Source organism: Lactiplantibacillus dongliensis (assembly GCF_005405105.1).
In the GTDB taxonomy this organism is placed as follows: domain Bacteria; phylum Bacillota; class Bacilli; order Lactobacillales; family Lactobacillaceae; genus Lactiplantibacillus; species Lactiplantibacillus dongliensis.
On record NZ_BJDK01000001.1, the window covers coordinates 15,530 to 37,599 of the forward strand.

Here is a 22,070-nt window from a genome sequence, read left to right on the forward strand (position 1 = left end):
CCTTAGTTGTTGTGGGTAGATTTCAACACGTGACTGCGATCAAGTAAGTCGGTGATTAGTTTGGTTAAGACACCACCAAAGAAGAACATCGAAATGAAACGGACAATAAAGTAAAGTACGAGTAGCCAGAATTGAAGCTTGAAATAGCCATTTTTAGCTAAATCCCACGCAAACGTGACTAAGGTCGTCGTGATGGCTGAAGCGGTTAAGCCCAGCCAATCATAGTGTTTGTAGCGGGTCGCGATGTAACCTAATTCTGATCCGAACCCTTGCAGGACCCCAGAAATCAATGTTGAGATACCCCATTGACCCCCGAAAAACATTTCAACTGTTGCGGCTAAGAGTTCGCCTAATGTCGCCGATCCCTTTAGACGGAGCAGATAACCGGCCAACATCCCAGGCATACACCACAATCCTAATAACAGTTCATTGGCTAAGCCAGCCAGCCCAACTGGTGCTAAGGCGGCAGTCAGCACATCATAGACGTAGTTTGTCCCCATAAAGATTGCTCCAAAAAAGATCCCGATTAATGCAATCAAGATCACGTCACTTAAATACCATGATTTTGCCCATTTCATTAGCAAAAACCTCCTAAGTTTTTCATCCACGCATCGGTTAGACAAAAAACGCCTGACAGTAGTTAACAGCTACTGCCAGACGGCTAAGTCTTGATTGATGGTTCCCAAAAAAAGCATTGCTCCCTGCGCTGGCATTATCCAGATTCAGGTTCAATGGGTATTCTCTCAGCCGTATGGCACCCCAGTTGCTATGAATGATTATGTTCAGTGTACCGGAATTCAAATGATAGCGCAATCAAATTTCACACAATCTGAGCAAAGGTCACTCAAAAGTCATGCTTTTGTGCTTTAATTTAGTTAGCGAGTTGGGTTAACTTAACGATTGCCGCTACGGTTGCTCCGGACTGATGCTGGAACGTGGTGGCCACGTTTTTGAGCCGAATGGCGGTCTCAAAAGTCGGGCTTTATCTAAGCTGGAAAATCGCCAGCCAAGATGAACGACACCACTGAGCATTATCCAGGCCGTCCTGCACTAGTGGTTACGACTATTGTGGTCAGCATACTTTTTTGTTAATAGTGATATTGCATGTTAGTGATCATTTGGCTGTTATGAGGTCTGAAAAATTTAGAAAAGAACACTGTGTAATTGAGTGGAGGATTTGAAATGACATCAATCTATGAGTTCAAAGAAACGGAAATGAGTGGGGCAGACTTACCACTGGAACAATATCGCGGGCAAGTTTTGTTGATTGTGAATACCGCTAGTAACTGTGGTTTAGCACCACAGTTTAAAGGCTTGGAAGAACTGTATCAGAAGTACCAGCAGGAAGGCTTAGTGGTCTTAGGCTTGCCATCTAATCAATTTCATCAAGAAAAGGCTGATGATGAAGCGACCCATGATTATTGCCAGCGACATTATGGCGTGACTTTTCCGATGACGAAACGGGTGATGGTCAATGGTGATCAGGAAGACCCATTGTTTGGCTATTTAAAGCAAACGGCCGGGCATGGTCGGATTAAGTGGAACTTTACGAAGTTTCTAATTGGCCGTGACGGTCAGGTCTTAGAACGATACGCACCGACGACCCGGCCGGCGACTTTTGAAGCCGCTATCCGGGATGCCTTGGCTGATCGGTAATTAGTGGTAAGCTAAACTTAAATGGACATTTGAGGAGGAACTTTGAATTGGAAACTTATACATTACGCGATGGCTTGACGTTACCGAAAGTCGGCTTTGGCACTTATAAATTGAATGGCGCACATGGTGTCAATGTGATTGATTCAGCGATTGATCGTGGCTATCGGTTATTGGATACGGCCTTTAATTATGAAAATGAAGGCGCTGTCGGTGAAGCGGTCCGACGTTCATCGGTACCGCGCTCGGAATTATTGATTTCATCGAAGCTACCGGGGCGGCATCATCGTTATGATGAAGCGATTGCGACGATTCAAGAATCGCTGTATCGCGCCGGCTTGGATTATTATGATCTATACTTAATCCATTGGCCAAATCCCAAGGAAGATCACTATGTTGAAGCTTGGCAGGCCTTGATTGACGCTCAAAAGTTAGGCTTGGTGCGTTCAATCGGGGTATCGAACTTTTTACCAGAACATTTGGATCGTTTGCAACAAGCGACGGGCGTCTTGCCAGTCATCAACCAGGTGGAATTACACCCTTATTTTAACCAGCAAGCGCAACGCGAGTATGATACGGCTCATGGCATCTTGACCCAGGATTGGAGTCCAATCGGGCGGGCTAGCGAAATGTTACAAAACTCAACTTTAAAGGCAATCGCAGCCCGGTACCATAAGAATGTCGGTCAATTGATTTTACGTTGGGAAGTTCAGTTAGGTACCTTGCCAATTCCTAAGTCATCGACGCCGAGCCGGCAAGCGGGAAACATCGACCTCTTTGATTTTGAAATTAATCCGACTGATATGGCTACGATTAATGGGCTCAGTCATGCGGATGGCCGGTTGAAGAATCAAGATCCGGCTGTTTATCAGGAATTTTAAGCAAACAAAAACCGCTACTAGTTCAGCTAGTAACGGCTTTTTTTTAGCTGCGATGGATCTCAATAATTTTAACTTGGTAACTACCGTTAGGCGCGGCGACCGTGACAATCTCATTGACCGTATGACCATCTAGCGCTTGGCCGATGGGCGAGGTGAATGAGATTTTTTGTTGTTCTAAGTTAGCTTCTTGTTCGCCAACTAATTGATAGGTGACCTGATCGTGGTCGTCCATAAATTCCAAAGTTACCGATTTACCGATATCAAGTTGATCATTATCTGCCGGTTCAACGACTTGTGCGTATTGGAGTTGCTTGTTTAAAAAGCGTAAGCGACTTTCCAAGCGGCCTAAGTCTCGTTTGGCATTCGTGTATTCAGCATTTTCTGAACGGTCGCCTAGCGCAGCCGCCGCGGCTAGGACTTTGATACGATGTGGGCGTTGTTGTTTTAAGGCTTCGATTTCTTGCTCGATGGCATGATAGCCAGCGGGCGTCATTTTATTAAAGGTTGGTTCCATTGATAAAACCTCACATATTTGTTGGATTTTTCTGGGAATAGATTACCACATTGTTGCCGGTTTGGGAATGTTTGATGATGATAATGGTAAATTTTGGTAAAACGTCAGGAACATGTGTTCTAAAACGTGGTTCTATGGTATCCTTAGTTACTTTCAAAAAAAGTAAGGTGAGTGCCGTGTAGCTGATCCTAAATGTGGCAACGTTAATAAGTATAATACTGGTAAACATGGAAGAATACTTGCTTTAGTAGAACTCTAAGTTGAACAGAAGCTATCCCACGTTTAAACATGGTTATATGATATAATCGTGTTTAAACGTGGGGTGATTAGTTTGCAAATTGATAGACTAAGGTTGTTATTAAAACAAAATAATGGACTGGTTACTAGGCAACAAGTCAGCAATGACAAGATTGATTTACATCTGATAGGTGACCTTATTCATAAGGGAAAATTAGAGCGAGTTGATCGTGGTGTTTATATTGATCCCAAAATATTTGAGGATGATATGTTTATTCTTCAGTATCGATTTAATAAAGGTGTGTTTTTTAAAGATACTGCGCTCTTTTTACACGGGATGATTGATCGTACTCCTGGAACTTATCAGATGAATTTTCCAGCAAATTATCATCCGATGGCTATCGGCCGGTATCCTGTAAAAGCATATCGACAAAAGGCAGACTGGCAAACACTGGGAGTTGAACAAGTGATGACTCCAGGGCGCCATCTAGTCCGAGTCTATAATAAAGAACGAACATTATGTGACATCATTAGAACTCGTGATTCATCCGATGCTGAGACCATCAAACAGGCAATGGTTAGCTATGCTCAAATGACAGATAAAAATTTACAACGATTAAGTGAATATGCGGCTATTTTCAAAGTCCAAGATAAAATTAGGTTATACATGGGGGTATTACTATGAAATTGGGGTTCTCTAATGGGCAACAATTTAAAGCCAAGATTCGCAAACTCGCTAAAGGTAAGCAAATTTCACCACAACTATTAATGCAAGAAGTTGTATTAGATGAAGTTATTGATCGAATATCACGTTCATCGTATCGAAATAACTTAATTTTAAAAGGTGGTTTTTTGATTGCATCGATGTTGGGAGTAGACACGCGTTCAACTCGTGATATTGATACTTCAATTAAAGGGTTACCGGTAAATAAACAGGAAGTTCTAAAAGTTTTTACTGCAATTGTCGCTCAGGATAATAGTGATGATATCCAATTGGGCATCACTAAGATTGATGAGATTCGAGTAGCAGCTGATTATGCTGGGTTTCGAGTTCATTTAAAAGCTAAGATATTTGCAAGTGAGGTTGATACTAAAATCGATGTTTCTACTGGGGACACGATTACCCCACGGCAAGTAGCATGGTATCACCATACAATCTTTAATGATCAGAAAATCATAATCATGGCCTATAATATTGAAACAATCCTAGCTGAAAAATTAGAGACAATTGTTGCTAGGCAGGAGTTGAATACTAGGTTAAAAGACTATTATGATCTTTACCTGTTTGATAAATTACAATTGCAAAACATTAATTTTGACGTTCTAAAGTCAGCGATAGTTGCAACTGCGAGATTACGAGGTACTGAAAGTTTGTTATCGGGTTATGCTGAAATAATTGGCAGGCTAGCCTTATCTGATGATTTAAGCTTACTTTGGCAAAAGTATCAAGCAGCTAATAAGTATGCTCGTGGCATTGAGTATAAAAAGACTTGTGAAGCAGCTATTGATCTAGTTGAACGCAGTAAGCTTTAAGCAACTTATTTCAGTAGGATTGGTAGCATTAAAATAAAAACGTAGTTGATTTGATTTCGGCTTACCAGCTAGTACCCTAAACTGCTGTCCTTTAGGATAAAAAAATAGCCAACAGCTTTACAGCCTTGGCTAGTCGTGGAGTTTCTCACGTTCCACGGAGTTACGAACAGCTTAAGTATAGGCAATGGCTAAGAAAAATACAACTATCTGACTTATCTTAAAAGCCGGCTTAAAGTAATAGTGGTAACGGTTACAACAACTTTTTAAACTTTTTTGAGCAAATCCCTTGAATTTCAGTCTAGACCAATATATAATTGGACTATACCAAATAAAGAGGGAGTCAGTTAAATTATGAAAGTTATCGTAGTAAAGGATCAAGCTGCTGGCGGCAAAGAAGGATTTAAAGTATTTAAGAATGCTTTAGACAATGGAGCAAAAGTTTTTGGGTTGGCGACTGGTTCTACACCCGTAACGACGTATCAAGAAATCGTAAATAGTGATTTAGATTTCAGTAACTGCACATCTGTTAATTTGGATGAATATGTTGGGATTGCTCCTGACAACGACCAAAGTTACAAATACTTCATGCAATCACACTTGTTTAACGAAAAGCCATTCAAGCAATCATTCTTGCCAAATGGTTTAGCTGCTAATCCAGCTGAAGAAGTTAAACGTTATGACAAAGTTATCGACGAACATCCAATCGACTTACAAATCTTAGGGATTGGCCGTAATGGTCATATTGGTTTCAACGAACCTGGGACTGACCGGAATGTGACGACCCACGTGGTTGACTTAACACCATCAACGATCGAAGCTAACGCGCGGTTCTTTGCTAGTGAAAATGATGTGCCTAAGCAAGCCTTCTCAATGGGCTTGGCTTCCATCATGAAGAGCAAGCATTTAATCCTTGAAGCCTTTGGTGAAAACAAAGCCGATGCTGTTAAGGGTATGATCGAAGGTCCAGATACCCCTGATTTACCAGCATCAATCTTACAAAACCATCCTGATGTTACGGTTATCATTGATGAAGCCGCAGCAAGCAAGTTAAGCAAAAAATATTAATCTGTACCATTAAAAGCTAAAGGTTCCATTCAAACGTCTTTGACGACGGTTGAATGGAACCTTTTTTAGTTACGCTTGGTGCTAGTTGAAATTGCCGACTGCCGGTTGGTTCCTAAAATGCTGGAACGCCATGGACCATTTTGAAGCCTGGTCCTCAAAACTGACCTTGGCCTAAGTCCTAGAAAGTCACTCGCACTAAGGCCAACGACACGGCTGAGCATTTTAGGAACCAACGGCTCGGCTAAATAACTGAGTTAAAAGTAATTAATCATTAATTTATTAATGTCCATTAACTAACGCCGGGCGGGCCAGCATTGGCTCAGTGGTGTCGTTTATCTTAGTCGGTGTTCTTCCGACTTAGATAAAGCCCGGCTTGGAAGACTGAACTTTGGCTTCCAAACGCGGCCACCACGTTCCAGCCGATTCTGACCCAACCAGAGTGGCAGCTTAATCCAACTATCACCAAGCGTAAATGTATAAGTGTTCTCAAAAAGGATTTGAACGTGAGTAAATACAAAATGACACCTAATCCTAGCTAGAGGAGAAGGTGTCATTTTGTTAATTAAGGTCAAATTGTTAATAGCTAAAGATTTTGTCCCTTTTCCCAAGCTGTCTTCGATAAGTTTAACCCATGTTTAACGATTTCATCGAATAATTGATGGGTCCGCTTTGAAATTTCGCCAGCAGTTTCAGCGTTGGTTTTAGTCAAAGCAGTTGGGACATCAACGCTAGCGACGGTGTCGGTAGTTGCGACCCGGCCGCGAGCATACGATTGACACCCATTACGGAAGGCATTAACGGCTTCGGCGTAGTCGTGCCAGTGGGGTTCGATTAATACCGAAAGCGTCTTATTTAACCAGTACACATTATCGACATTGACCGTGGCACCTGCATTTTGATAATCAGTCGGCGTGTCATTGATATTAGTGAAGAATGGCATGTAAGGAGCGTAGGCAAAAAAGCCCATGGCCACCCATTGAATCGCTGCGCGGTCGGCGGGAACATCATTTCGAATCTGTAAGATTGAGGAGCATTGGTTACGATCCATGGCGATTGGCCGGTATTTCCGTTGGTCGGCTTCAGAACCGGAAGCGTAAGTGCCGAACGGATCATATGGCGTCCCATTATAGTGGGAGGATAAGAACGTTTGCACGTCTTCAATGGCTAATTGCTTGCTAGGCTTACGGACCATTGGCATCGCTTGGTCAGTTGGTTGTTGGTCAATTTCGGGATTGAATAACTTTTGCCCATACCAAGTCCGCGGGGTGTTGTAGTAAGCATCATCTTCACCATGCGTCCCAAAGATTTCACGGAAGTTAAAGGTATCTGGTGTTGGATTCAAATGGTATTTATTAACAAAGGCCACTAAATCGGTCGCACCTAAGAAGTTGTCGCTATCGGTTAAATCCATATTTTGCACGACGGTTTGATTCGGTACAATCGCGTAAGTGTCATCGGGTAAACGCATAGCGCCCCAATGATGCCCGCCAGCAGTTTCTAACAACCAAACATCATTATGGTCATTAAAAGCAATACTGTTACATTCGCCGGTCCCGTACTTTTCAAGTAAAGCGCCTAGCCGTTGGACACCTTCTTTGGCAGTCTTAATGTAAGGTAAGACCAAGGTTAGCATGGCTTCTTCGTTGATGCCGTCATTAACTAATGGGTCATAGCCGAGTACGCGGGCGTTAGTTGCCGTTGTTTCAGTTGCACTCATCCCAACGTTTAATTCGTTGATTCCAGCTTCTTCATATTGACCATCACTTTGGTCGGCTTGTGGTGTCGCTGTATAACGATAAGCGTGTTTGGGTAGTGGCACCGTCACACCGGTTGTGACGGATGTAAAACTGGCTTGCGTTTGGTCATGTGCGGCGTGCACCACGAACTTGATGGGATTAATTGGGCCGTAACCGTCTTCATTACGGGCAACAATCGTGGAACCGTCGATACTGGCGGCCTTTCCTACTAATATTTCGGTACAATCAGAACTTTTCTTCATAATTAGTTCTGCCCCCTTTGTACTATTAGTATAGGAGTCTTGTAAGCATAAAACAAAATTGGTTTTGTTCTGTAGTTGTCTTGTTAAATGTGCCACTCTGGTTGGCCCAGAATCGGCTGGAACGTGGTGGCCGCGTTTTCGAGCCGAAGGGCGGTCTCGAAAGCCGGGCTTTATCTAAGCCGGAAACCCACGACTAAGATAAATAGCACCACTGAGCCAATTCTGGCCCGCCCGGCGTTAAGTAGCGAGGATTAAAAAGTTAACGATTGATTATTTTAAGTTCAGCTATTTAGCATCCAACCGGCAGGCGGCAATTTCAACTAGTACCAAGCGTAAAGCGTGTAGAAATTTACTTTTGATTAACATGATTGCTATTCGGATTAGCATTTTAGGATTGGCATTGTTTTGCGATACAAAATAGACTACCCAATATAAAGAAGGGTTGGCGAAGGCGGTAGTTTCAGCAGTTGTTGTCACACTAATAAACTCTTTATCATGTTAACGAACGTCGGGCGGGCCGGACAATGCTCAGTGGTGTCGTTTACCTAAGTCGGTGTTTTTCCGACTGTAAAGCCCGGCTTGGAAGACCGTACTGTGGCTTCCAAACGTGGCCACCACGTTCCGGCATTGCTCCGGCCCAACCAGAGTGGCAAGCTAAGTCAAGCTAAAAGCATAACAAATTGGTCAATACCACTTGTGAAAACGTAATCATTACAGCGAAGTTACCAGCTTTAGAAAAGGTTGCCATTGTGATTGCACCGGCGTTTGTTATCGATTGTGCCAACTGTGCCAATTGTGAAGCCGTGAGTTTAATTCTGGCACAACTTCCTGTGCCACCGGTCTGTCTAGAATGTCTTGAAACCGTTTTCTAAGCTCGCTATGATGTAAGAGTAAAGAAAAGGAAGGAGCTTTATCTGATGAGTGAAAATAATTCTGCAACCCAATCCGCTCCTGTTGCGAAGAAAAAAGTGGGCATTAAAGCCCGCGTGCAAAAGTTCGGGAGTGCATTGAGTAATATGGTCATGCCGAACATCGGGGCCTTTATTGCTTGGGGGTTAATTACCGCGATCTTTATGGCCGGTGGTTGGTTCCCAAATGCTGATTTAGCCAAGATGATTCAACCAATGGTCCATTATTTATTGCCATTATTGATAGCGTTTACCGGTGGTAACATGATCGCCGGACACCGTGGTGGGGTCGTTGGTGCGATTGCCACTATGGGTGTGATTGTTGGATCAACCATCCCAATGTTTATTGGGGCCATGATTATGGGTCCTTTAGGTGGTTGGTGTATTAAGAAATGGGACAATGCCATTTCTGATAAAGTCCACAGTGGGTTTGAAATGTTGGTTAACAACTTCTCTGCTGGGATTATGGGGATGTTATTAGCCATCCTCGGTTACTTCGGGATTGGCCCGTTGGTTGGCGGTGCTAGTGCGGCAATGGCCGTTGGGGTTGACTGGATCATCAAGGCAAACCTCTTACCATTAGCCAATGTCTTCATTGAACCAGCCAAGATTTTGTTCTTAAACAATGCGATTAACCAAGGTATCTTGACACCGCTTGGGATTCAAGCAGCGGCGAGTGCCGGTAAGTCAATTCTGTTCTTACTTGAACCGGATCCAGGTCCCGGTCTTGGGATTCTGTTAGCCTTTGCCTTATTTGGTAAAGGGACGGCGAAAGCTTCAGCGCCAAGTGCGATGATTATTCATTTCCTTGGTGGGATTCATGAAATTTACTTCCCATACGTCTTAATGAAACCAGCTTTGTTCTTAGCCGTTATCGCTGGTGGGGTTACGGGTACCGCAACCTTCAGTCTCTTAAACGTTGGGTTACGTTCAACACCTTCACCTGGTTCCATCATTATGTTATTCGCGATGGCACCACGGAGCATTGCTAACTACCTTGGTTTGATTGTCGGGGTTGTCTTAGCAACGTTAGCCTCATTCATCGTCGCCGCGATTATCTTGAAGCGCGACAAATCAATGGGTGATGATTCCTTAGCTGCGGCTAAAGGTCAGATGAACGACATGAAAGGCAACAAGGGCGGCGAAAGTGCTGCACCAACTGCCGATGCCGCTGACGTGATTGCTTCTTATAAAGATGTTGACCACATTATCTTCGCTTGTGATGCCGGAATGGGCTCATCCGCAATGGGGGCTTCCTTATTACGGGACAAAGTCAAGAAGGCCGGCATTGATATGTCAGTTACCAACACAGCCATCAGTAATTTGAAGGATGAACCTGGGTTATTAGTCATTACGCAAAACGAATTAGCTGACCGGGCCGCTCAAAAAGCCCCACATGCGTTACGTTTAGCCGTTGATAACTTCTTGAGCAGTCCAAAGTACGATCAAGTGGTTGTTAACTTAAAGGCTCGTGATCAAGTTAGTGATGAACCAGCACCAGCTTCTGAAGCAGCACCGGCTGAAAGTGCCGCTGAAGACGACTTACCAAGTGATTTAGACTTAGATATTGTTAAAGAAGTTGTCTTTGTTCATCATGACAGTCATTTAGGGACCGCCACTATGGCAACCTCCTTAATGAAGGGTCGTTTGAAGAAAGCCAATAAACAAGCAGTTGTTAAGAACTTAGGCATTGATGAATTACAAGATAACAATAGTCTCTTAGTTGTTTCTTCTTCAGAAGCTGCTAAGAACTTGAAGACTCGGTACACGCATGTTCAAGTGCTCGTCACCGATGATCTTCTGAGCTCACCTAAATATGATAAAATGGTAGCAGGATTAAAATAAACCGTTATCATATGAGGTGGCCCCATGGTAAAGTTCACAAAACGTCAAGACGACTTATTACAATTATTGCTAGACAGTGCGACCGGACTCACCATGAGTCAGATTGAAACCGCCATCAATAGCAGCCGTCGGACAATCTATCGTGAATTCAGTAATTTAGAATTAGTTTTAGCCAATGCTCAATTGAAAATCGTCAATCAAGACCATCGCTTCCAGTTAAGTGGAACGACGGCCGCTTTGGCGGATTTTCAAGGCGAGCTCAGCAGCAGTCAAGGCTTAACACCAGCGTTTGATACTCAGACAAGACAGAATGCATTGGCTTGTCGAGTGCTGATGGCTGACGATTCGATGAAATTAAAAGAATTAGCGTTAGACTTCAATGTGAGTATTGCCACGATTTCAAACGACTTAACGACACTAGCCACGCCCTTTGCGGACTATGACTTGTCGATTGAGCGGTTGAAGTCGCGGGGAATTCAAGTGGCCGGGACTGAGGCGAATATTCGTAGTCTCTTTGCCACCATCTTGAATAATGCCATTAATGATTATGAATTTTTCAAAACAATTGCCAAGTTAAAACGTGGTGTGACTGTCACGGCAACTGATGAACAATCTTACTTTTTGAATCAATTAGAACCGCAATTACTGTTGCATTGCTACGAAGCAGTTCGGAATCTAAAGAAAAAGTATTTTTCATCAGTGCCAGATGGTCAGCTACAGCAATTGATGATTACGTTGACGACGGCGGTCATGCGCTTACAACATGGCCAACGGGTCACGTATCTCCAAGGGATTAACCGGGATGACTTCTTGCAGTACCAGCGGATTGCGTTAGCGATTTTGACGCAGCTGCCGGGAGACATTAAGTCGCAAGTCACGGGTGCTGAGATTGATTTCTTAGCGCAACAGATCAAAGGGTTAACGTTTCGGATTGATCAAGATGCGTCGCTATCGAATTATGATTTACAGTTAACGTATCGTGTTAAGAAGTTGATCGATGCCGTGGCGGCTAACTTTAAGTGGTCGTTTGGAACCGATGATCAGCTGATGAATAACCTGACTGCACATATGCAGATTGCCTTGCAACGTAATGGCATTCCTGGTCCAGTGCCACCGAGTGCTGAACTGCAGGAGGTTCGCCGCCAATACCCGAAGTTGCATGCGGCGGTGGTGCGTGGTTTTGAAGCCACATTCCCTGATCAGAACTTTCAGATTGATGAACTGACCTACTTGTTGATTCACTTTGCGAGTACGTATGAGCAACAGCTGAGTCATCAGGCGTTGAAAGTGTTAGTTTTGTGTCCGAACGGGATGACGACCGCGCGCATTTTAAAAACGCGGTTAACGCGGTTGATTCCAGAAATTACGACGATTGAGGTGGCTCGAATTGGTAATCTTGGTCAGATTGACTTACAACAATTTGACATGATTCTATCGACCACCCAATTGCCGGGTTTCAAATTGAACTACCGGGTGGTCAGCCCGTTGCTGTTAGAAAATGAAGTGAGTGCGCTTCGTGAATACATTCATCAATATTTTCCTAACACACAAGCGGCCATTAAGCCGTCGCCCAAGGTGGCAACACCGACTGTGGACTTTGATACCGCCTATCAACGGCTGACAGTTGCCAAGCGGATTCTTGATCGGTTTGCCATTACCCCCATTAGTAACGGCGAGCAGACCATCGCAGAAACGCTGGTAACAATTACCCGACAAATCGCCCCGACGATTGTTCACGACCCCCTAGAAGTCGCGGGCAAGTTGCTCCATCGGTTGAGCTTAGCGCCAGTTGGCATTCCTAATACCAACTTAGCCCTTGTGCATACCTTGAGCGAACAAGTCGCCGCGCCGTATTGTGCCATCTTTGAATTAGCCAAACCAGTCCCATTTAAGAGCATGGGCGATCAAAGCATTCAGTTGCAACGGGTTGTTTTAATGCTGGGACCGGCTGACATCAGTGATTATGAGAATCGCTTGATGGGTAAGTTGAGTGCGTTAGTCATTGAAAGTCATGCCAATACGCAGACCTTTATGACCGGCAGTCGCCAACAACTTTATCAGTTAATTAGCAGTGCATTTTTGAACGAACTAACGAAATAGAGTAGGTGAATAGAATGGAAGCTTTAGATAAAAAGATGATTGCGTTGAACCAGCAAGTGGCCACGCAAGAAGAAGGCATCCGCTTAGCCGGTCAATTATTGGTCGATGGCGGTTGTGTCGAACCGGAATACATCGACGCGATGCAAGCGCGGAACCAAGATGTTTCCGTTTATATGGGTAATTTCATTGCCATCCCCCATGGTACTGAAGATGGCATGAAGTACATTAAAAAGACCGGGATTTCCGTGGTCCAAGTACCAATGGGTGTGAGCTGGGGTGATCCAACGAATGATGATGACGATAAGACCGTTACCGTTATCTTCGGCATTGCTGGGTTGAACGGTGAACACTTGAACCTCTTGTCTCAGATTGCGATATACTGCAGCGACGTGGCTAACGTTGCCAAGTTAGCGGACGCTCAATCTGAAGATGAAATTATTAATCTATTAAAGGAAGTTGATTAGAATGTTAGACGTACACTTTGGTGCAGGTAATATCGGTCGCGGTTTCATTGGCGAAACCTTGGCTGACAACGGCTTTAAGATTACGTTCGTCGATGTTAATGAAACTTTGATCGATGAATTGAACAAACGCAATGGCTATACAATTGAATTGGCTGCAGAAGGCCAAAAGCACATTGAAGTTCATGATGTTAAAGGCATTAACAACGGCAAGGATCCTAAAGCAGTTGCTGAAGAAATTGCTAAGGCTGATATGGTCACTACGGCCATTGGTCCTAAGATTTTGAAGTTCATTGCCCCACTCATTGCCGACGGGATTAAGTTGCGTCAAGCTAACAACGATACGCAGACCTTAGACGTGATTGCTTGTGAAAACATGATCGGTGGGAGCCAATCATTAAAGAAATCCGTTTATGAAGCCTTAAACGACGACGAACAAGCTTGGGCTGACCAATATATTGGCTTCCCTAACGCTGCGGTTGACCGGATCGTGCCATTACAAAAGCATGATGATCCATTGTTCGTTTCTGTTGAACCATTCAAGGAATGGGTCATTGATAAGTCACAAATGAAGAACCCTGAAATCCAATTGAAGGGTGTCGACTATGCGGATGATTTGGAACCATACATCGAACGCAAGTTGTTCTCCGTCAACACTGGTCATGCCACGGTTGCTTATACCGGGAACATGAAGGGTTACAAGACCATCGGTGAAGCCGTTAAAGATGACAGTGTGGTTGAACAAGCCAAGCATGTCTTAGGCGAAACCGGGGACTTGTTGATTCAAAAGTGGGGCTTTGATCCTGAAGTTCACCATGCTTATCAAAAGAAGATTTTGAGTCGGTTCGAAAACCCATATATCTCAGATGATATTGAACGGGTTGGCCGGACCCCAATCCGGAAGCTCGGCTTTGACGAACGCTTTATTCGCCCAATCCGTGAATTGAAGGAACGCGGCCGTGACTACAGTGCCTTAGTTGACACTGCCGGCATGATGTTCTTCTTCAATTATCCGAATGACTCTGAAAGTGTTAAGTTACAACAAATGCTTAAAGACGAACCAATCGACCAAGTGATTCGCGAAACCACTGGCTTGAAGGATGAAGATTTAGTTAATGAAATTAAAGCGGCTTATGAAAAGCATTTAGCTGAAAAATAAGCGTTAAATATCAAAAGATCTGGTTACTAACCGCCATGGTAACCGGATCTTTTTTTGTGGTATCGTTGCCACTCTGGTTGGCCCAGAATCGGCTGGAACGTGGTGGCCGCGTTTGTGAGCCGAGGTGCGGTCTCACAAGCCGGGCTTTGACTAAGTTGAGAAAGTCACTCAACTAAGTCAAACGACACCACTGAGCTAATTCTGGTCCGCCCGCCGTTAATTAACGGCTCATTGTAGCCGAGATTATTTTTTAATTGGTAGTCAGTAATTGTAACTGGGACTAGATGGAGCCTGGTACGTTAAATAAGTTAGTGCAGCTTCGTGATCAAGCCATCTTTTAGGTGTTCGCTGGTTGCCGTGGTATGATTATAATTAAAATTGAGATGATTGGTCGTTGTCCTAGATAGGTGCCAGCGACTTGTGTAATGAGCAAAAGTGAGGGTGTTTAGATTATGTTAGAACCGATTACAGGCGCTGAATTTGAAACCGTTGGAGCTGGGACGGATTTGACTGTCGTGGACTTCTGGGCGGATTGGTGTGGGCCTTGCAAGATGCAGACGCCAGCGTTAGAAGCTTTGGATGAAGATTATGATGGCAAAATCAAGTTTGCTTCCTTAGATGTCGATCAAAACAAGGAATTGGCGGAGAAGTTACAGATTATGAGCATCCCTGCCTTGGTTATTTTTAAGCATGGTAAGCCAGCTGAAAAGGTGGTAGGCTTCCATCCACAGGCTGCTTTAAAGAAGTACTTAGACCAGAAATTAGCCGAAGTAACGGCTGATTAAGCTTGGAAAAGTGATTTAAACCGAGTGGGGGCGATTTTTTAATGTTTGGAAAGTTGAAAATGGCTGGCAATATCCTAATCGGGGCCGTGGTTGTCTTAGTTTGGGGCTGTATCCGATTAGTAAAGGTTTTAAGACAGTTGGATCAAGGGGTGCCTTATGCCAAGTTACAGTTACAGCTTTGGAACTGGGCATGGGTTTTAATTGCCGGCACAGCAGTTATCTTGGTAGCGTTGACCATCGCCATTATTCAGAAACACCGTGCCACTAAAAGGTAAGCTAATTCAAATAGTGTTTCAGAAATGCGTAACTGATTTCTGAAACACTATTTTTTTAAGCCAGCTTATAGTTATCACGTTTGCTATAAATAGTCGTCAATCGTGGCGACTAAGTCATCACTGTTCTTAATGAGTTGGCGATTTAAGGCAATAATGTAAGTTGGACAGTCGGGATGCAGGATATTACTGAACGTATTTTCGATTAGGCAGCCAGTTAGATTGAACTTATGCTTTGGATCATCAAAGATGACGTTAAATGTGTGGCGGTCGCTGGTAAGAATAATCGTGGTGTCAAACAGTTGAGTTAAAAGTAAGCTTAACATGGCAGTCGATTGCGTCAATCCCAAGGCCCCAGTCGTGGTAATGCGCGCTAGGCATTGATCCACTTGGTTGAGCAGTCGAAACATTGACGGTAGCACTGGTGTTGGTACATGCGGTGCGCTGGTTGGTACGGTCCCCATAACTAAATCCATAACGAATCCCCCCCAATTCTGTAACTTAAGCATAGGGGGTTAACGAACTGGCGACCAAAATAGTGACTTTATTTGCAGTAAAAAGTAGCTTTTCGGCAGTTGACTTAATAAGCTTGCCGAAGTATCAGGAAGTCAAACTAGGATCACAAAAACGCCAACGATTGCTTCGTCAGCGTTTGAGTCTTATTAATGGTTATTTTTTGCCAGCTTTAACTAAATCTTTACGTGCCGTGACGGCTAATTCTGGGAACCAAATAGCGATTTCATGATGGGCGTTTTCACGACTGTCCGAGGTATGGATGATATTGCGTAGAATGCCATCGGGATATTCATGGGCAAAGTCTCCCCGAATGGTCCCAGCTTGGGCATCACCAGGACGAGTGTTGCCGGCTAGGTGATGAACTGCTTTAACGACGCCGGTCCCACTGACAATAATGGCAACTAGCGGGCCTTCTGTCATGTACGTTTCAATTTCGTTGAAGTACGGGTTGTCCACTTGATCCCGATAATGGACATGCAATTGATCCTTAGTCGCATTGACCACTTTTAACGCGGAAATTTTGTAATTTTTACGTTCGAACCGGGTAATGATCTCACCGATGTGACCTTCTGCGACGCCATCGGGTTTGACGAGAACTAAAGTTTTTTCTGAATTTGCCATAATGCTGGACCTCCCATAATTTTGGTAAGCGCTACCATTTAGCTGTTACTTAGATGGTAGCCTAACTCAGCAGGCGCGTCAACTGCAATCAACCGTGTGGCGCAATAATTTACGGTGAAAATTGTCACTTAGTTGTTATTTATCGGTATAATGGAGTCAGCTCAATACAAAGGATTGATGTCCATGCCACCACTTGATTTAACACACATTCGTCAGCACCACACCGTCGCTGAACTCGTTGCCCTTGGAAAAGCGCGCCGGTTAGTGACGTCGTTTGACCAATTAGGCACGTTTAAGCCCGTCAAACGGGATGCTGCCGCGTATTTACGGCATGTCCGGGCCATGTTGGTACCGGAATTATTGCCGTTGCGCCGCGAACGAATGAGTACTTCGGCCTTTGCCTTTTTCCGTGGCTCGGTCGAATTAATGGATTATGATTTAGATTATCAAGGTTCCACTGAAATTCCCACCGTCGTTTGCGGGGATGCTCACTTAGGCAACTTTGGGTTTTACGCTTCACCTGAACGCCGGTTGGTCTTTGATTTAAATGACTTTGACGAAGCCGGCGTCCATCCTTGGGAGTGGGATTTACGGCGCCTATTGGTCAGCATTATTCTGGCCGCCCGTAATTCTGATTTTAAACCGAAAAAAGTTGATAAATTAGTCCGTGAAGCCAGTGCCAGTTATCGGGATGGCATTCAACGGATGTTTGACCAGACGACGCTGCAACGCTTCTATCGGGATAATGAAGTCCAGTCAGTCTTGAATTTTGGCGGCGAACCGACTGATACGGCTGATTTTATTGCGGATTTGGTCAAGAAAGCCACCAAACGTAACTCTGAACAAGTTGTCCGGAAGTTTACGTGGACTAACAGTGCCGGTGAACGGCAATTTAAAGAAAATGCACCGCGTTCTGTGCATCCGAATAAGAAAACTTATCGGGGATTGAAACGCGGAATTATACAATATCTACACACCGTCCGGACCGATGTGGCGCTGCTATTATCCCAATATGAAGTCACCGATATTATTCGGCACAGCGTGGGCGTCGGTAGTTTTGGCTCGCTCTGTTACTTGGTCTTGTTGACGAGTACCGATGGCAGTCACATGGTCTTACAGATTAAAGAAGCCTTACCAACGCGGAAAGTCGGTAGCCAAACGCGGCCTGAGTTAACAGCGGCGTTGGAATTAACCGAAGGCCAACGGATTGTTAGCGCGCAGCGAATTCTGCAATCCACTTCAGATGTCTTTTTAGGTTATTTCCAAATGGCGGATAAGAGTTTTTATGTTCGCCAGTTCCGGGATATGAAAGAATCCATCGATATTCCGACTTTATCCTGGGGGCAGTTCAAAGCGTATGCCAATACTTGTGCGATGATTTTAGCGCAAGCACATGCCCAAAGTCCAACCGCTGCCATGATTCGCGGTTACGTTGGCAATTCCAGCAAGTTCGACGATGCGATGGCCAACTGGGCAACTAGTTATGTCGAACAAGTCGATAATGACTATCAGACCTTTTTAGACCTGGATTAGGCTTTCGCCTACCGGTTGATTCCTAAAACACTGGAACGCCATGGGCCATTTTGAAGCCTCAAGTTCTAAGTCAGAGAAAATCACTCGCACTAAGGCCAACGGACACGGCTGAGCATTTTAGGAATCTACCTATCGGCTAGACTAATGGGTTAAAATAGACATTTATAAGTATTGAATAATTAACGTCGGGCGGGTCAGAATTGGCTAAGTGGTGTCGTTTATCTTAGTCGGTGTTTTTCCGACTTAGATAAAGCCCGGCTTGGAAGACCGCACTTTGGCTTCCAAACGCGGCCACCACGTTCCAGCCGATTCTGGCCCAACCAGAGTGGCAATTATAATCAGCAATTGCAACGCGTCCTAAAAACTAGGGCGCGTTTTAGTTTGGGCGCGCATAATTAGGGGAACTGTTATACAATAAGGAATAGCTTGGTGATAGGGGAATTTTGAAGATGAAGAATAAAGCAATCACAATCAAGGACGTGGCCAAACAATCTGGCGTGTCGATTTCGACGGTGTCGCAGATTTTAAATGGTAAAAGTGATAAGTTCAGTCCGGTTACGGTGGCTAAAGTTCAGCAGGCCAAAGCCGACTTACACTATGAACCGGATTACTTTGCTCGCCGGATGATTATGAAGACCAGTAAAACGATTGGCGTCTTGGTACCAGATATTACCAACCCGTTCTTTGGTGAACTCATTCGGGGGATTGAGCAAGTCTTGTATCAGGCCAATTATATCACGATGCTGTGTAATGCTGACTTGGATGAAGCCAAGGAACAGGGGTATCTGGCCGAACTTAGCCATCGGGGCGTGGATGGCTTTATTATTGCGAGTTCGGCGGTCTCAAATCAAGCCATTAATGCCAGCTTACAGACGAAACAACATCCGTTTATTGTGTTAGACCAGAAGAAAGCGGAAGGCTTTAGCGATGCTGTATTGACGGATGACTTTGAAGGCGGTCGGTTGGCGGCCGCCCATTTAAAGCAATTAGGTCACCAGCACGTGGCAATCTTAATGCCGGCGCAAGCTTCGGCCAATGTGCAACAGCGTTTAGCTGGTTTTAAGACGGTCTATGCCGATGCTGATATTGATCGCATTGATGTGTCCTTATCGAAATTAGGGGGGCGGCAAGCAGTGCCGGCCATCCTCAAAACAGCGGCAACAGGGTTATTTGCAGTCAACGATGAAATTGCTTTTGGGTTGTATCTTGGGTTAGCCGAAGCCGGCAAACAGGTACCGCGCGATTATAGCGTGATTGGTTATGATAATGTGGAGATGTGTGAGTACGTCACCCCGCAACTGACGACAATTGCCCAACCGATTTTTGAGCTGGGTCAAGTCACCGCCGAAATTTTATTGGCTCGAATCAAGAATCCAGACCAGCCATGGGATGAACGGCGCTTACCAGTTAAATTAATTGAAAGAAAATCAACGGCGCATTTGAATTAATGATTCAGATGTGCTATATTTTTGTTGTTCTATTGAAACGTTTTCATAAAACGTTTTAACGAAAAGCAATTAAGCTTAAATTAACGATTAATTAACTGGAGGGATTCCTATGAATACAGTCACTGTCATTGGTAGCATCAACTTAGATCGCACGATTCGGGTGAAGCAAATGCCGAAGCCTGGTGAGACCATGCATACGAAAGAAATTTTCTCAGCCGGAGGTGGCAAAGGCGCTAATCAAGCTGTCGCCGCCAAGCGTTCAGCAGCCATCACGCATTTTATTGGGGCGGTCGGCGATGATGATGCTGGTAAAGCCATGCTTGAATTACTGACACAAGAAGAGATTGATTTAACGGGTGTGACCACTTTAACGAATACCTCGACTGGTCAAGCGTATGTTGTCGTTGACGATGCTGGTGAGAATCAGATTATGATTCATGCTGGTGCTAATATGGCGTTTGATCCGGATTATGTTGCCCAGCAGCGTCAGTTAATTGAAAATAGTGACTTTATTATTGCTCAATTTGAAAGCGCTACCGACAGTACGATTGCGGCTTTCAAACTTGCACAAGCGGCGGGAGTCCGGACGATTTTGAATCCGGCGCCGGCGATGGCAAAGGTCCCAACTGAGTTATTAGCGGTGACGGATATGATTATTCCCAACGAAACTGAAACCGAGATCTTAACGGGCGTAAAGATTACGGATGAAGCTAGCATGTTAAAAGCAGCAGCGGATTTACACGCCTTAGGGATTGCTGCCGTGATTATCACGATTGGGAGTAAAGGCGCGTTCTATGATGTTGATGGTCGGCATGGTATCATTCCAGCGTACAAAGTTAATGCTGTCGATACGACGTCGGCTGGTGATACCTTTATTGGTGCGATGAGTAGCGTCTTAAAGTCTGATTTTAGTAATTTAGAAGCAGCCATTCGATATGGTAACGGTGCGTCATCATTAACTGTCCAGCGGTTTGGTGCGCAACCATCGATTCCGTATCGGCATGAATTAATTGAAGCGGGGTTAGCCGAATGAAAAAAAGTAAAGTGATCAATTCAGATTTATCGCGCGTGATTGCGCAAATGGGCCATTTTGACAAATTAAGTATTGGTGATGCCGGGATGCCGGTACCAATGGGAACCGAAAAGATTGATTTAGCTGTCGATAATGGGATTCCAAGCTTTATGCAGGTACTCAATAACGTATTAGAAGAACTTGAAGTGCAACGGATTTACTTAGCCAGCGAGATCAAGACGCAGAATCCGGCGATGTTAACGGCGATTAAAAAGCGGTTGCCAGATACGCCGATAACGTTTATTCCGCATGATGACATGAAGCAGGACTTGCACAACTGCCGGGCCTTTGTCCGGACGGGTGAGATGACCCCGTATGCGAATATTTTATTAGAAAGCGGCGTGACGTTCTAGGCATAGGCACGCATAGGAGGAAAGAGTATGAATGCAACGGCATTGTTAATTGGGCTGGGCCCATTGTTAGGGTGGGGGTTATATCCCACGATTGCGTCTAAGATTGGTGGTCGTCCCGTTAATCAGATCCTCGGGTCCACGATTGGGACGTTATTGTTTGCCATGGTCTTTGTGATGGTTCAAGGAATTGCCTTACCAACCGGCCATGATTTGATCTTTGCCATTATCTCTGGGATTGGCTGGGCCAGTGCACAGATTATTACCTTTAAAGCCTTTACGATGGTTGGCTCGTCACGAGCGATGCCGGTAACCACGGCGTTTCAACTGCTAGGGGCTTCATTATGGGGTGTTATTGCGTTAGGTGATTGGCCAACGACGGCTGCGAAGCTTTTCGGTGGGTTAGCTTTGGTGTTAATTATTGTTGGCGCTAGCTTGACAGTCTGGTCAGAACATAAGGATGCCGGTAACGCTCGATTACTGCGGCGAGCAGTACTCTGGTTGGCAGTCGGTGAGATTGGCTACTGGGCCTATTCCGCCGCTCCGCAAGCAACCAAGCTGAGTGGGATGCAAGCCTTCTTACCCCAAGCAATTGGGATGGTCTTAGTTGGCATCGTATATGCGATTTTCCTCGCGTTGCGGGGTGAAAAATTAGCGTTGACGGAAAGTATTTCGTATCGCCATATTTTTTCAGGCTTATTCTTCGCATTTGCGGCGTTAACTTACTTAATCTCCGCCCAACCAGACATGAATGGTTTAGCAACTGGTTTTATCTTGTCACAAACTTCCGTAGTACTCGCAACCTTGACTGGTATTTGGTTCTTAGGCCAGAAGAAGACCAGTAAAGAGATGCGTATCACGGTCTTGGGGTTAGTTTTAATCTTAGTTGCGGCTACTGTGACCGTTTTAATTTAATAGTTTGAAATACTTGGTGTAAGTTGCCACTCTGGTTGGGCCAGAATTGGCTGGAACGTGGTGGCCGCGTTTGGAAGCCAAAGTTCGGTCTTCCAAGCCGGGCTTTATCTAAGTCGGAAAAACACCGACCAAGATAAACGACACCACTGAGCCAATTCTGGCCCGCCCGCCGTTAGTTAGTCGATATTTATAAAATGTTCAAT

21 protein-coding genes and 1 riboswitch are annotated in these 22,070 nt (G+C 44.6%); of the genes, 16 read left to right on the forward strand and 5 right to left on the reverse strand.

Features of this window, described 5'->3' with window-relative positions:
- Nucleotides 1-2: 2 nt before the first annotated feature.
- Nucleotides 3-578 carry an ECF transporter S component gene (locus FFM80_RS00085; RefSeq protein WP_137635288.1) on the reverse strand — a complete coding sequence of 192 codons (576 nt, stop codon included), beginning with the start codon at nucleotides 576-578 and terminating at the stop codon, nucleotides 3-5.
- A 101-nt stretch (nucleotides 579-679) separates the two neighbouring features.
- Nucleotides 680-772, reverse strand: a riboswitch (TPP riboswitch).
- Between the two features lie 410 nt (nucleotides 773-1,182).
- Between FFM80_RS00085 and FFM80_RS00090 the strand changes: the two genes are divergently transcribed.
- Both FFM80_RS00090 and FFM80_RS00095 read left to right on the forward strand, forming a co-directional pair.
- Nucleotides 1,183-1,656 (forward strand): glutathione peroxidase, encoded by a 474-nt coding sequence (locus FFM80_RS00090; protein WP_137638942.1) that lies wholly within the window; start codon nucleotides 1,183-1,185, stop codon nucleotides 1,654-1,656.
- A gap of 47 nt (nucleotides 1,657-1,703) precedes the next feature.
- Nucleotides 1,704-2,534, forward strand: a complete 831-nt coding sequence (locus FFM80_RS00095; RefSeq protein WP_137638943.1) for an aldo/keto reductase — start codon at nucleotides 1,704-1,706, stop codon at nucleotides 2,532-2,534.
- 43 nt (nucleotides 2,535-2,577) lie between these two features.
- Here FFM80_RS00095 and greA read toward each other — a convergent pair whose 3' ends face one another.
- Entirely contained in the window at nucleotides 2,578-3,048 is a 471-nt protein-coding gene (greA, locus tag FFM80_RS00100; RefSeq protein ID WP_137638944.1) for a transcription elongation factor GreA, read from the reverse strand.
- Nucleotides 3,049-3,379: 331 nt separating this feature from the next.
- Here greA and FFM80_RS00105 point away from each other — a divergent pair, with 331 nt between their 5' ends.
- The 3 genes from FFM80_RS00105 (at nucleotide 3,380) to FFM80_RS00115 (ending at nucleotide 5,883) form a co-directional block, all read left to right on the forward strand.
- Nucleotides 3,380-3,970, forward strand: a complete 591-nt coding sequence (locus FFM80_RS00105; protein ID WP_137638945.1) for a type IV toxin-antitoxin system AbiEi family antitoxin domain-containing protein — start codon at nucleotides 3,380-3,382, stop codon at nucleotides 3,968-3,970.
- The gene (locus tag FFM80_RS00110; protein ID WP_137638946.1) at nucleotides 3,967-4,818 is read left to right on the forward strand and encodes a nucleotidyl transferase AbiEii/AbiGii toxin family protein; all 852 of its coding nucleotides are present in this window, start codon (nucleotides 3,967-3,969) and stop codon (nucleotides 4,816-4,818) included. The genes FFM80_RS00105 and FFM80_RS00110 overlap by 4 nt, the downstream gene beginning before the upstream one ends.
- A gap of 351 nt (nucleotides 4,819-5,169) precedes the next feature.
- Nucleotides 5,170-5,883: a glucosamine-6-phosphate deaminase gene (locus FFM80_RS00115; protein ID WP_137638947.1), complete on the forward strand. Its 714-nt coding sequence runs from the start codon at nucleotides 5,170-5,172 to the stop codon at nucleotides 5,881-5,883.
- A gap of 583 nt (nucleotides 5,884-6,466) precedes the next feature.
- Here the strand turns inward: FFM80_RS00115 and FFM80_RS00120 are convergent.
- Entirely contained in the window at nucleotides 6,467-7,882 is a 1,416-nt protein-coding gene (locus FFM80_RS00120; RefSeq protein WP_137638948.1) for a C69 family dipeptidase, read from the reverse strand.
- 917 nt (nucleotides 7,883-8,799) lie between these two features.
- Here FFM80_RS00120 and FFM80_RS00125 point away from each other — a divergent pair.
- The 6 genes from FFM80_RS00125 to FFM80_RS00150 all read left to right on the forward strand — a co-directional run bounded on the left by FFM80_RS00125 (nucleotide 8,800) and on the right by FFM80_RS00150 (nucleotide 15,415).
- Entirely contained in the window at nucleotides 8,800-10,635 is a 1,836-nt protein-coding gene (locus FFM80_RS00125; protein WP_137638949.1) for a PTS mannitol transporter subunit IIBC, read from the forward strand.
- Between the two features lie 24 nt (nucleotides 10,636-10,659).
- A complete protein-coding gene (locus FFM80_RS00130; protein WP_137638950.1) occupies nucleotides 10,660-12,735 on the forward strand; it encodes a BglG family transcription antiterminator in 2,076 nt (691 codons plus the stop codon).
- A 14-nt stretch (nucleotides 12,736-12,749) separates the two neighbouring features.
- A complete protein-coding gene (locus FFM80_RS00135; protein WP_137635296.1) occupies nucleotides 12,750-13,199 on the forward strand; it encodes a PTS mannitol transporter subunit IIA in 450 nt (149 codons plus the stop codon).
- Nucleotide 13,200: 1 nt separating this feature from the next.
- Nucleotides 13,201-14,355, forward strand: coding sequence for a mannitol-1-phosphate 5-dehydrogenase (locus tag FFM80_RS00140; RefSeq protein ID WP_137638951.1), 1,155 nt, complete (start codon nucleotides 13,201-13,203; stop codon nucleotides 14,353-14,355).
- A gap of 452 nt (nucleotides 14,356-14,807) precedes the next feature.
- A complete protein-coding gene (gene trxA / locus FFM80_RS00145; RefSeq protein ID WP_137638952.1) occupies nucleotides 14,808-15,140 on the forward strand; it encodes a thioredoxin in 333 nt (110 codons plus the stop codon).
- Nucleotides 15,141-15,181: 41 nt separating this feature from the next.
- A complete protein-coding gene (locus FFM80_RS00150; RefSeq protein ID WP_137638953.1) occupies nucleotides 15,182-15,415 on the forward strand; it encodes a hypothetical protein in 234 nt (77 codons plus the stop codon).
- Between the two features lie 83 nt (nucleotides 15,416-15,498).
- On the opposite strand, the gene FFM80_RS00155 is transcribed toward FFM80_RS00150, so the two are convergent.
- Nucleotides 15,499-15,888, reverse strand: a complete 390-nt coding sequence (locus FFM80_RS00155; RefSeq protein WP_137638954.1) for a hypothetical protein — start codon at nucleotides 15,886-15,888, stop codon at nucleotides 15,499-15,501.
- 193 nt (nucleotides 15,889-16,081) lie between these two features.
- A complete protein-coding gene (ndk, locus tag FFM80_RS00160) occupies nucleotides 16,082-16,549 on the reverse strand; it encodes a nucleoside-diphosphate kinase (protein WP_137638955.1) in 468 nt (155 codons plus the stop codon).
- Between the two features lie 183 nt (nucleotides 16,550-16,732).
- On the opposite strand from ndk, the gene FFM80_RS00165 reads away from it, so the two are divergent.
- The 5 genes from FFM80_RS00165 (at nucleotide 16,733) to rbsU (ending at nucleotide 21,867) form a co-directional block, all read left to right on the forward strand.
- Entirely contained in the window at nucleotides 16,733-18,082 is a 1,350-nt protein-coding gene (locus FFM80_RS00165; protein WP_137638956.1) for a DUF2252 domain-containing protein, read from the forward strand.
- Between the two features lie 449 nt (nucleotides 18,083-18,531).
- Nucleotides 18,532-19,530 carry a ribose utilization transcriptional repressor RbsR gene (rbsR, locus tag FFM80_RS00170; protein WP_137638957.1) on the forward strand — a complete coding sequence of 333 codons (999 nt, stop codon included), beginning with the start codon at nucleotides 18,532-18,534 and terminating at the stop codon, nucleotides 19,528-19,530.
- A 109-nt stretch (nucleotides 19,531-19,639) separates the two neighbouring features.
- A complete protein-coding gene (gene rbsK / locus FFM80_RS00175; protein ID WP_137638958.1) occupies nucleotides 19,640-20,563 on the forward strand; it encodes a ribokinase in 924 nt (307 codons plus the stop codon).
- Complete coding sequence (rbsD, locus tag FFM80_RS00180; protein ID WP_137638959.1) at nucleotides 20,560-20,955, forward strand: D-ribose pyranase; 396 nt, start codon at nucleotides 20,560-20,562, stop codon at nucleotides 20,953-20,955. The genes rbsK and rbsD overlap by 4 nt, the downstream gene beginning before the upstream one ends.
- 27 nt (nucleotides 20,956-20,982) lie before the next feature.
- The gene (gene rbsU / locus FFM80_RS00185; protein ID WP_137638960.1) at nucleotides 20,983-21,867 is read left to right on the forward strand and encodes a ribose/proton symporter RbsU; all 885 of its coding nucleotides are present in this window, start codon (nucleotides 20,983-20,985) and stop codon (nucleotides 21,865-21,867) included.
- Nucleotides 21,868-22,070: the final 203 nt, after the last annotated feature.

What these genes read in the sequence shown, in the direction of transcription:
- FFM80_RS00135 (WP_137635296.1), top strand. Translation starts at nt 12,750, where the DNA reads ATGGAAGCTTTAGATAAAAAGATGATTGCGTTGAACCAGCAAGTGGCC.
- ndk (WP_137638955.1), bottom strand. Translation starts at nt 16,549, where the DNA reads ATGGCAAATTCAGAAAAAACTTTAGTTCTCGTCAAACCCGATGGCGTC.
- FFM80_RS00165 (WP_137638956.1), top strand. Translation starts at nt 16,733, where the DNA reads ATGCCACCACTTGATTTAACACACATTCGTCAGCACCACACCGTCGCT.
- FFM80_RS00115 (WP_137638947.1), top strand. Translation starts at nt 5,170, where the DNA reads ATGAAAGTTATCGTAGTAAAGGATCAAGCTGCTGGCGGCAAAGAAGGA.
- FFM80_RS00090 (WP_137638942.1), top strand. Translation starts at nt 1,183, where the DNA reads ATGACATCAATCTATGAGTTCAAAGAAACGGAAATGAGTGGGGCAGAC.
- FFM80_RS00150 (WP_137638953.1), top strand. Translation starts at nt 15,182, where the DNA reads ATGTTTGGAAAGTTGAAAATGGCTGGCAATATCCTAATCGGGGCCGTG.
- rbsD (WP_137638959.1), top strand. Translation starts at nt 20,560, where the DNA reads ATGAAAAAAAGTAAAGTGATCAATTCAGATTTATCGCGCGTGATTGCG.
- FFM80_RS00155 (WP_137638954.1), bottom strand. Translation starts at nt 15,888, where the DNA reads ATGGATTTAGTTATGGGGACCGTACCAACCAGCGCACCGCATGTACCA.
- greA (WP_137638944.1), bottom strand. Translation starts at nt 3,048, where the DNA reads ATGGAACCAACCTTTAATAAAATGACGCCCGCTGGCTATCATGCCATC.
- rbsK (WP_137638958.1), top strand. Translation starts at nt 19,640, where the DNA reads ATGAATACAGTCACTGTCATTGGTAGCATCAACTTAGATCGCACGATT.
- FFM80_RS00110 (WP_137638946.1), top strand. Translation starts at nt 3,967, where the DNA reads ATGAAATTGGGGTTCTCTAATGGGCAACAATTTAAAGCCAAGATTCGC.
- FFM80_RS00085 (WP_137635288.1), bottom strand. Translation starts at nt 578, where the DNA reads ATGAAATGGGCAAAATCATGGTATTTAAGTGACGTGATCTTGATTGCA.
- FFM80_RS00125 (WP_137638949.1), top strand. Translation starts at nt 8,800, where the DNA reads ATGAGTGAAAATAATTCTGCAACCCAATCCGCTCCTGTTGCGAAGAAA.
- trxA (WP_137638952.1), top strand. Translation starts at nt 14,808, where the DNA reads ATGTTAGAACCGATTACAGGCGCTGAATTTGAAACCGTTGGAGCTGGG.
- rbsU (WP_137638960.1), top strand. Translation starts at nt 20,983, where the DNA reads ATGAATGCAACGGCATTGTTAATTGGGCTGGGCCCATTGTTAGGGTGG.
- FFM80_RS00140 (WP_137638951.1), top strand. Translation starts at nt 13,201, where the DNA reads ATGTTAGACGTACACTTTGGTGCAGGTAATATCGGTCGCGGTTTCATT.
- FFM80_RS00120 (WP_137638948.1), bottom strand. Translation starts at nt 7,882, where the DNA reads ATGAAGAAAAGTTCTGATTGTACCGAAATATTAGTAGGAAAGGCCGCC.
- FFM80_RS00130 (WP_137638950.1), top strand. Translation starts at nt 10,660, where the DNA reads ATGGTAAAGTTCACAAAACGTCAAGACGACTTATTACAATTATTGCTA.
- rbsR (WP_137638957.1), top strand. Translation starts at nt 18,532, where the DNA reads ATGAAGAATAAAGCAATCACAATCAAGGACGTGGCCAAACAATCTGGC.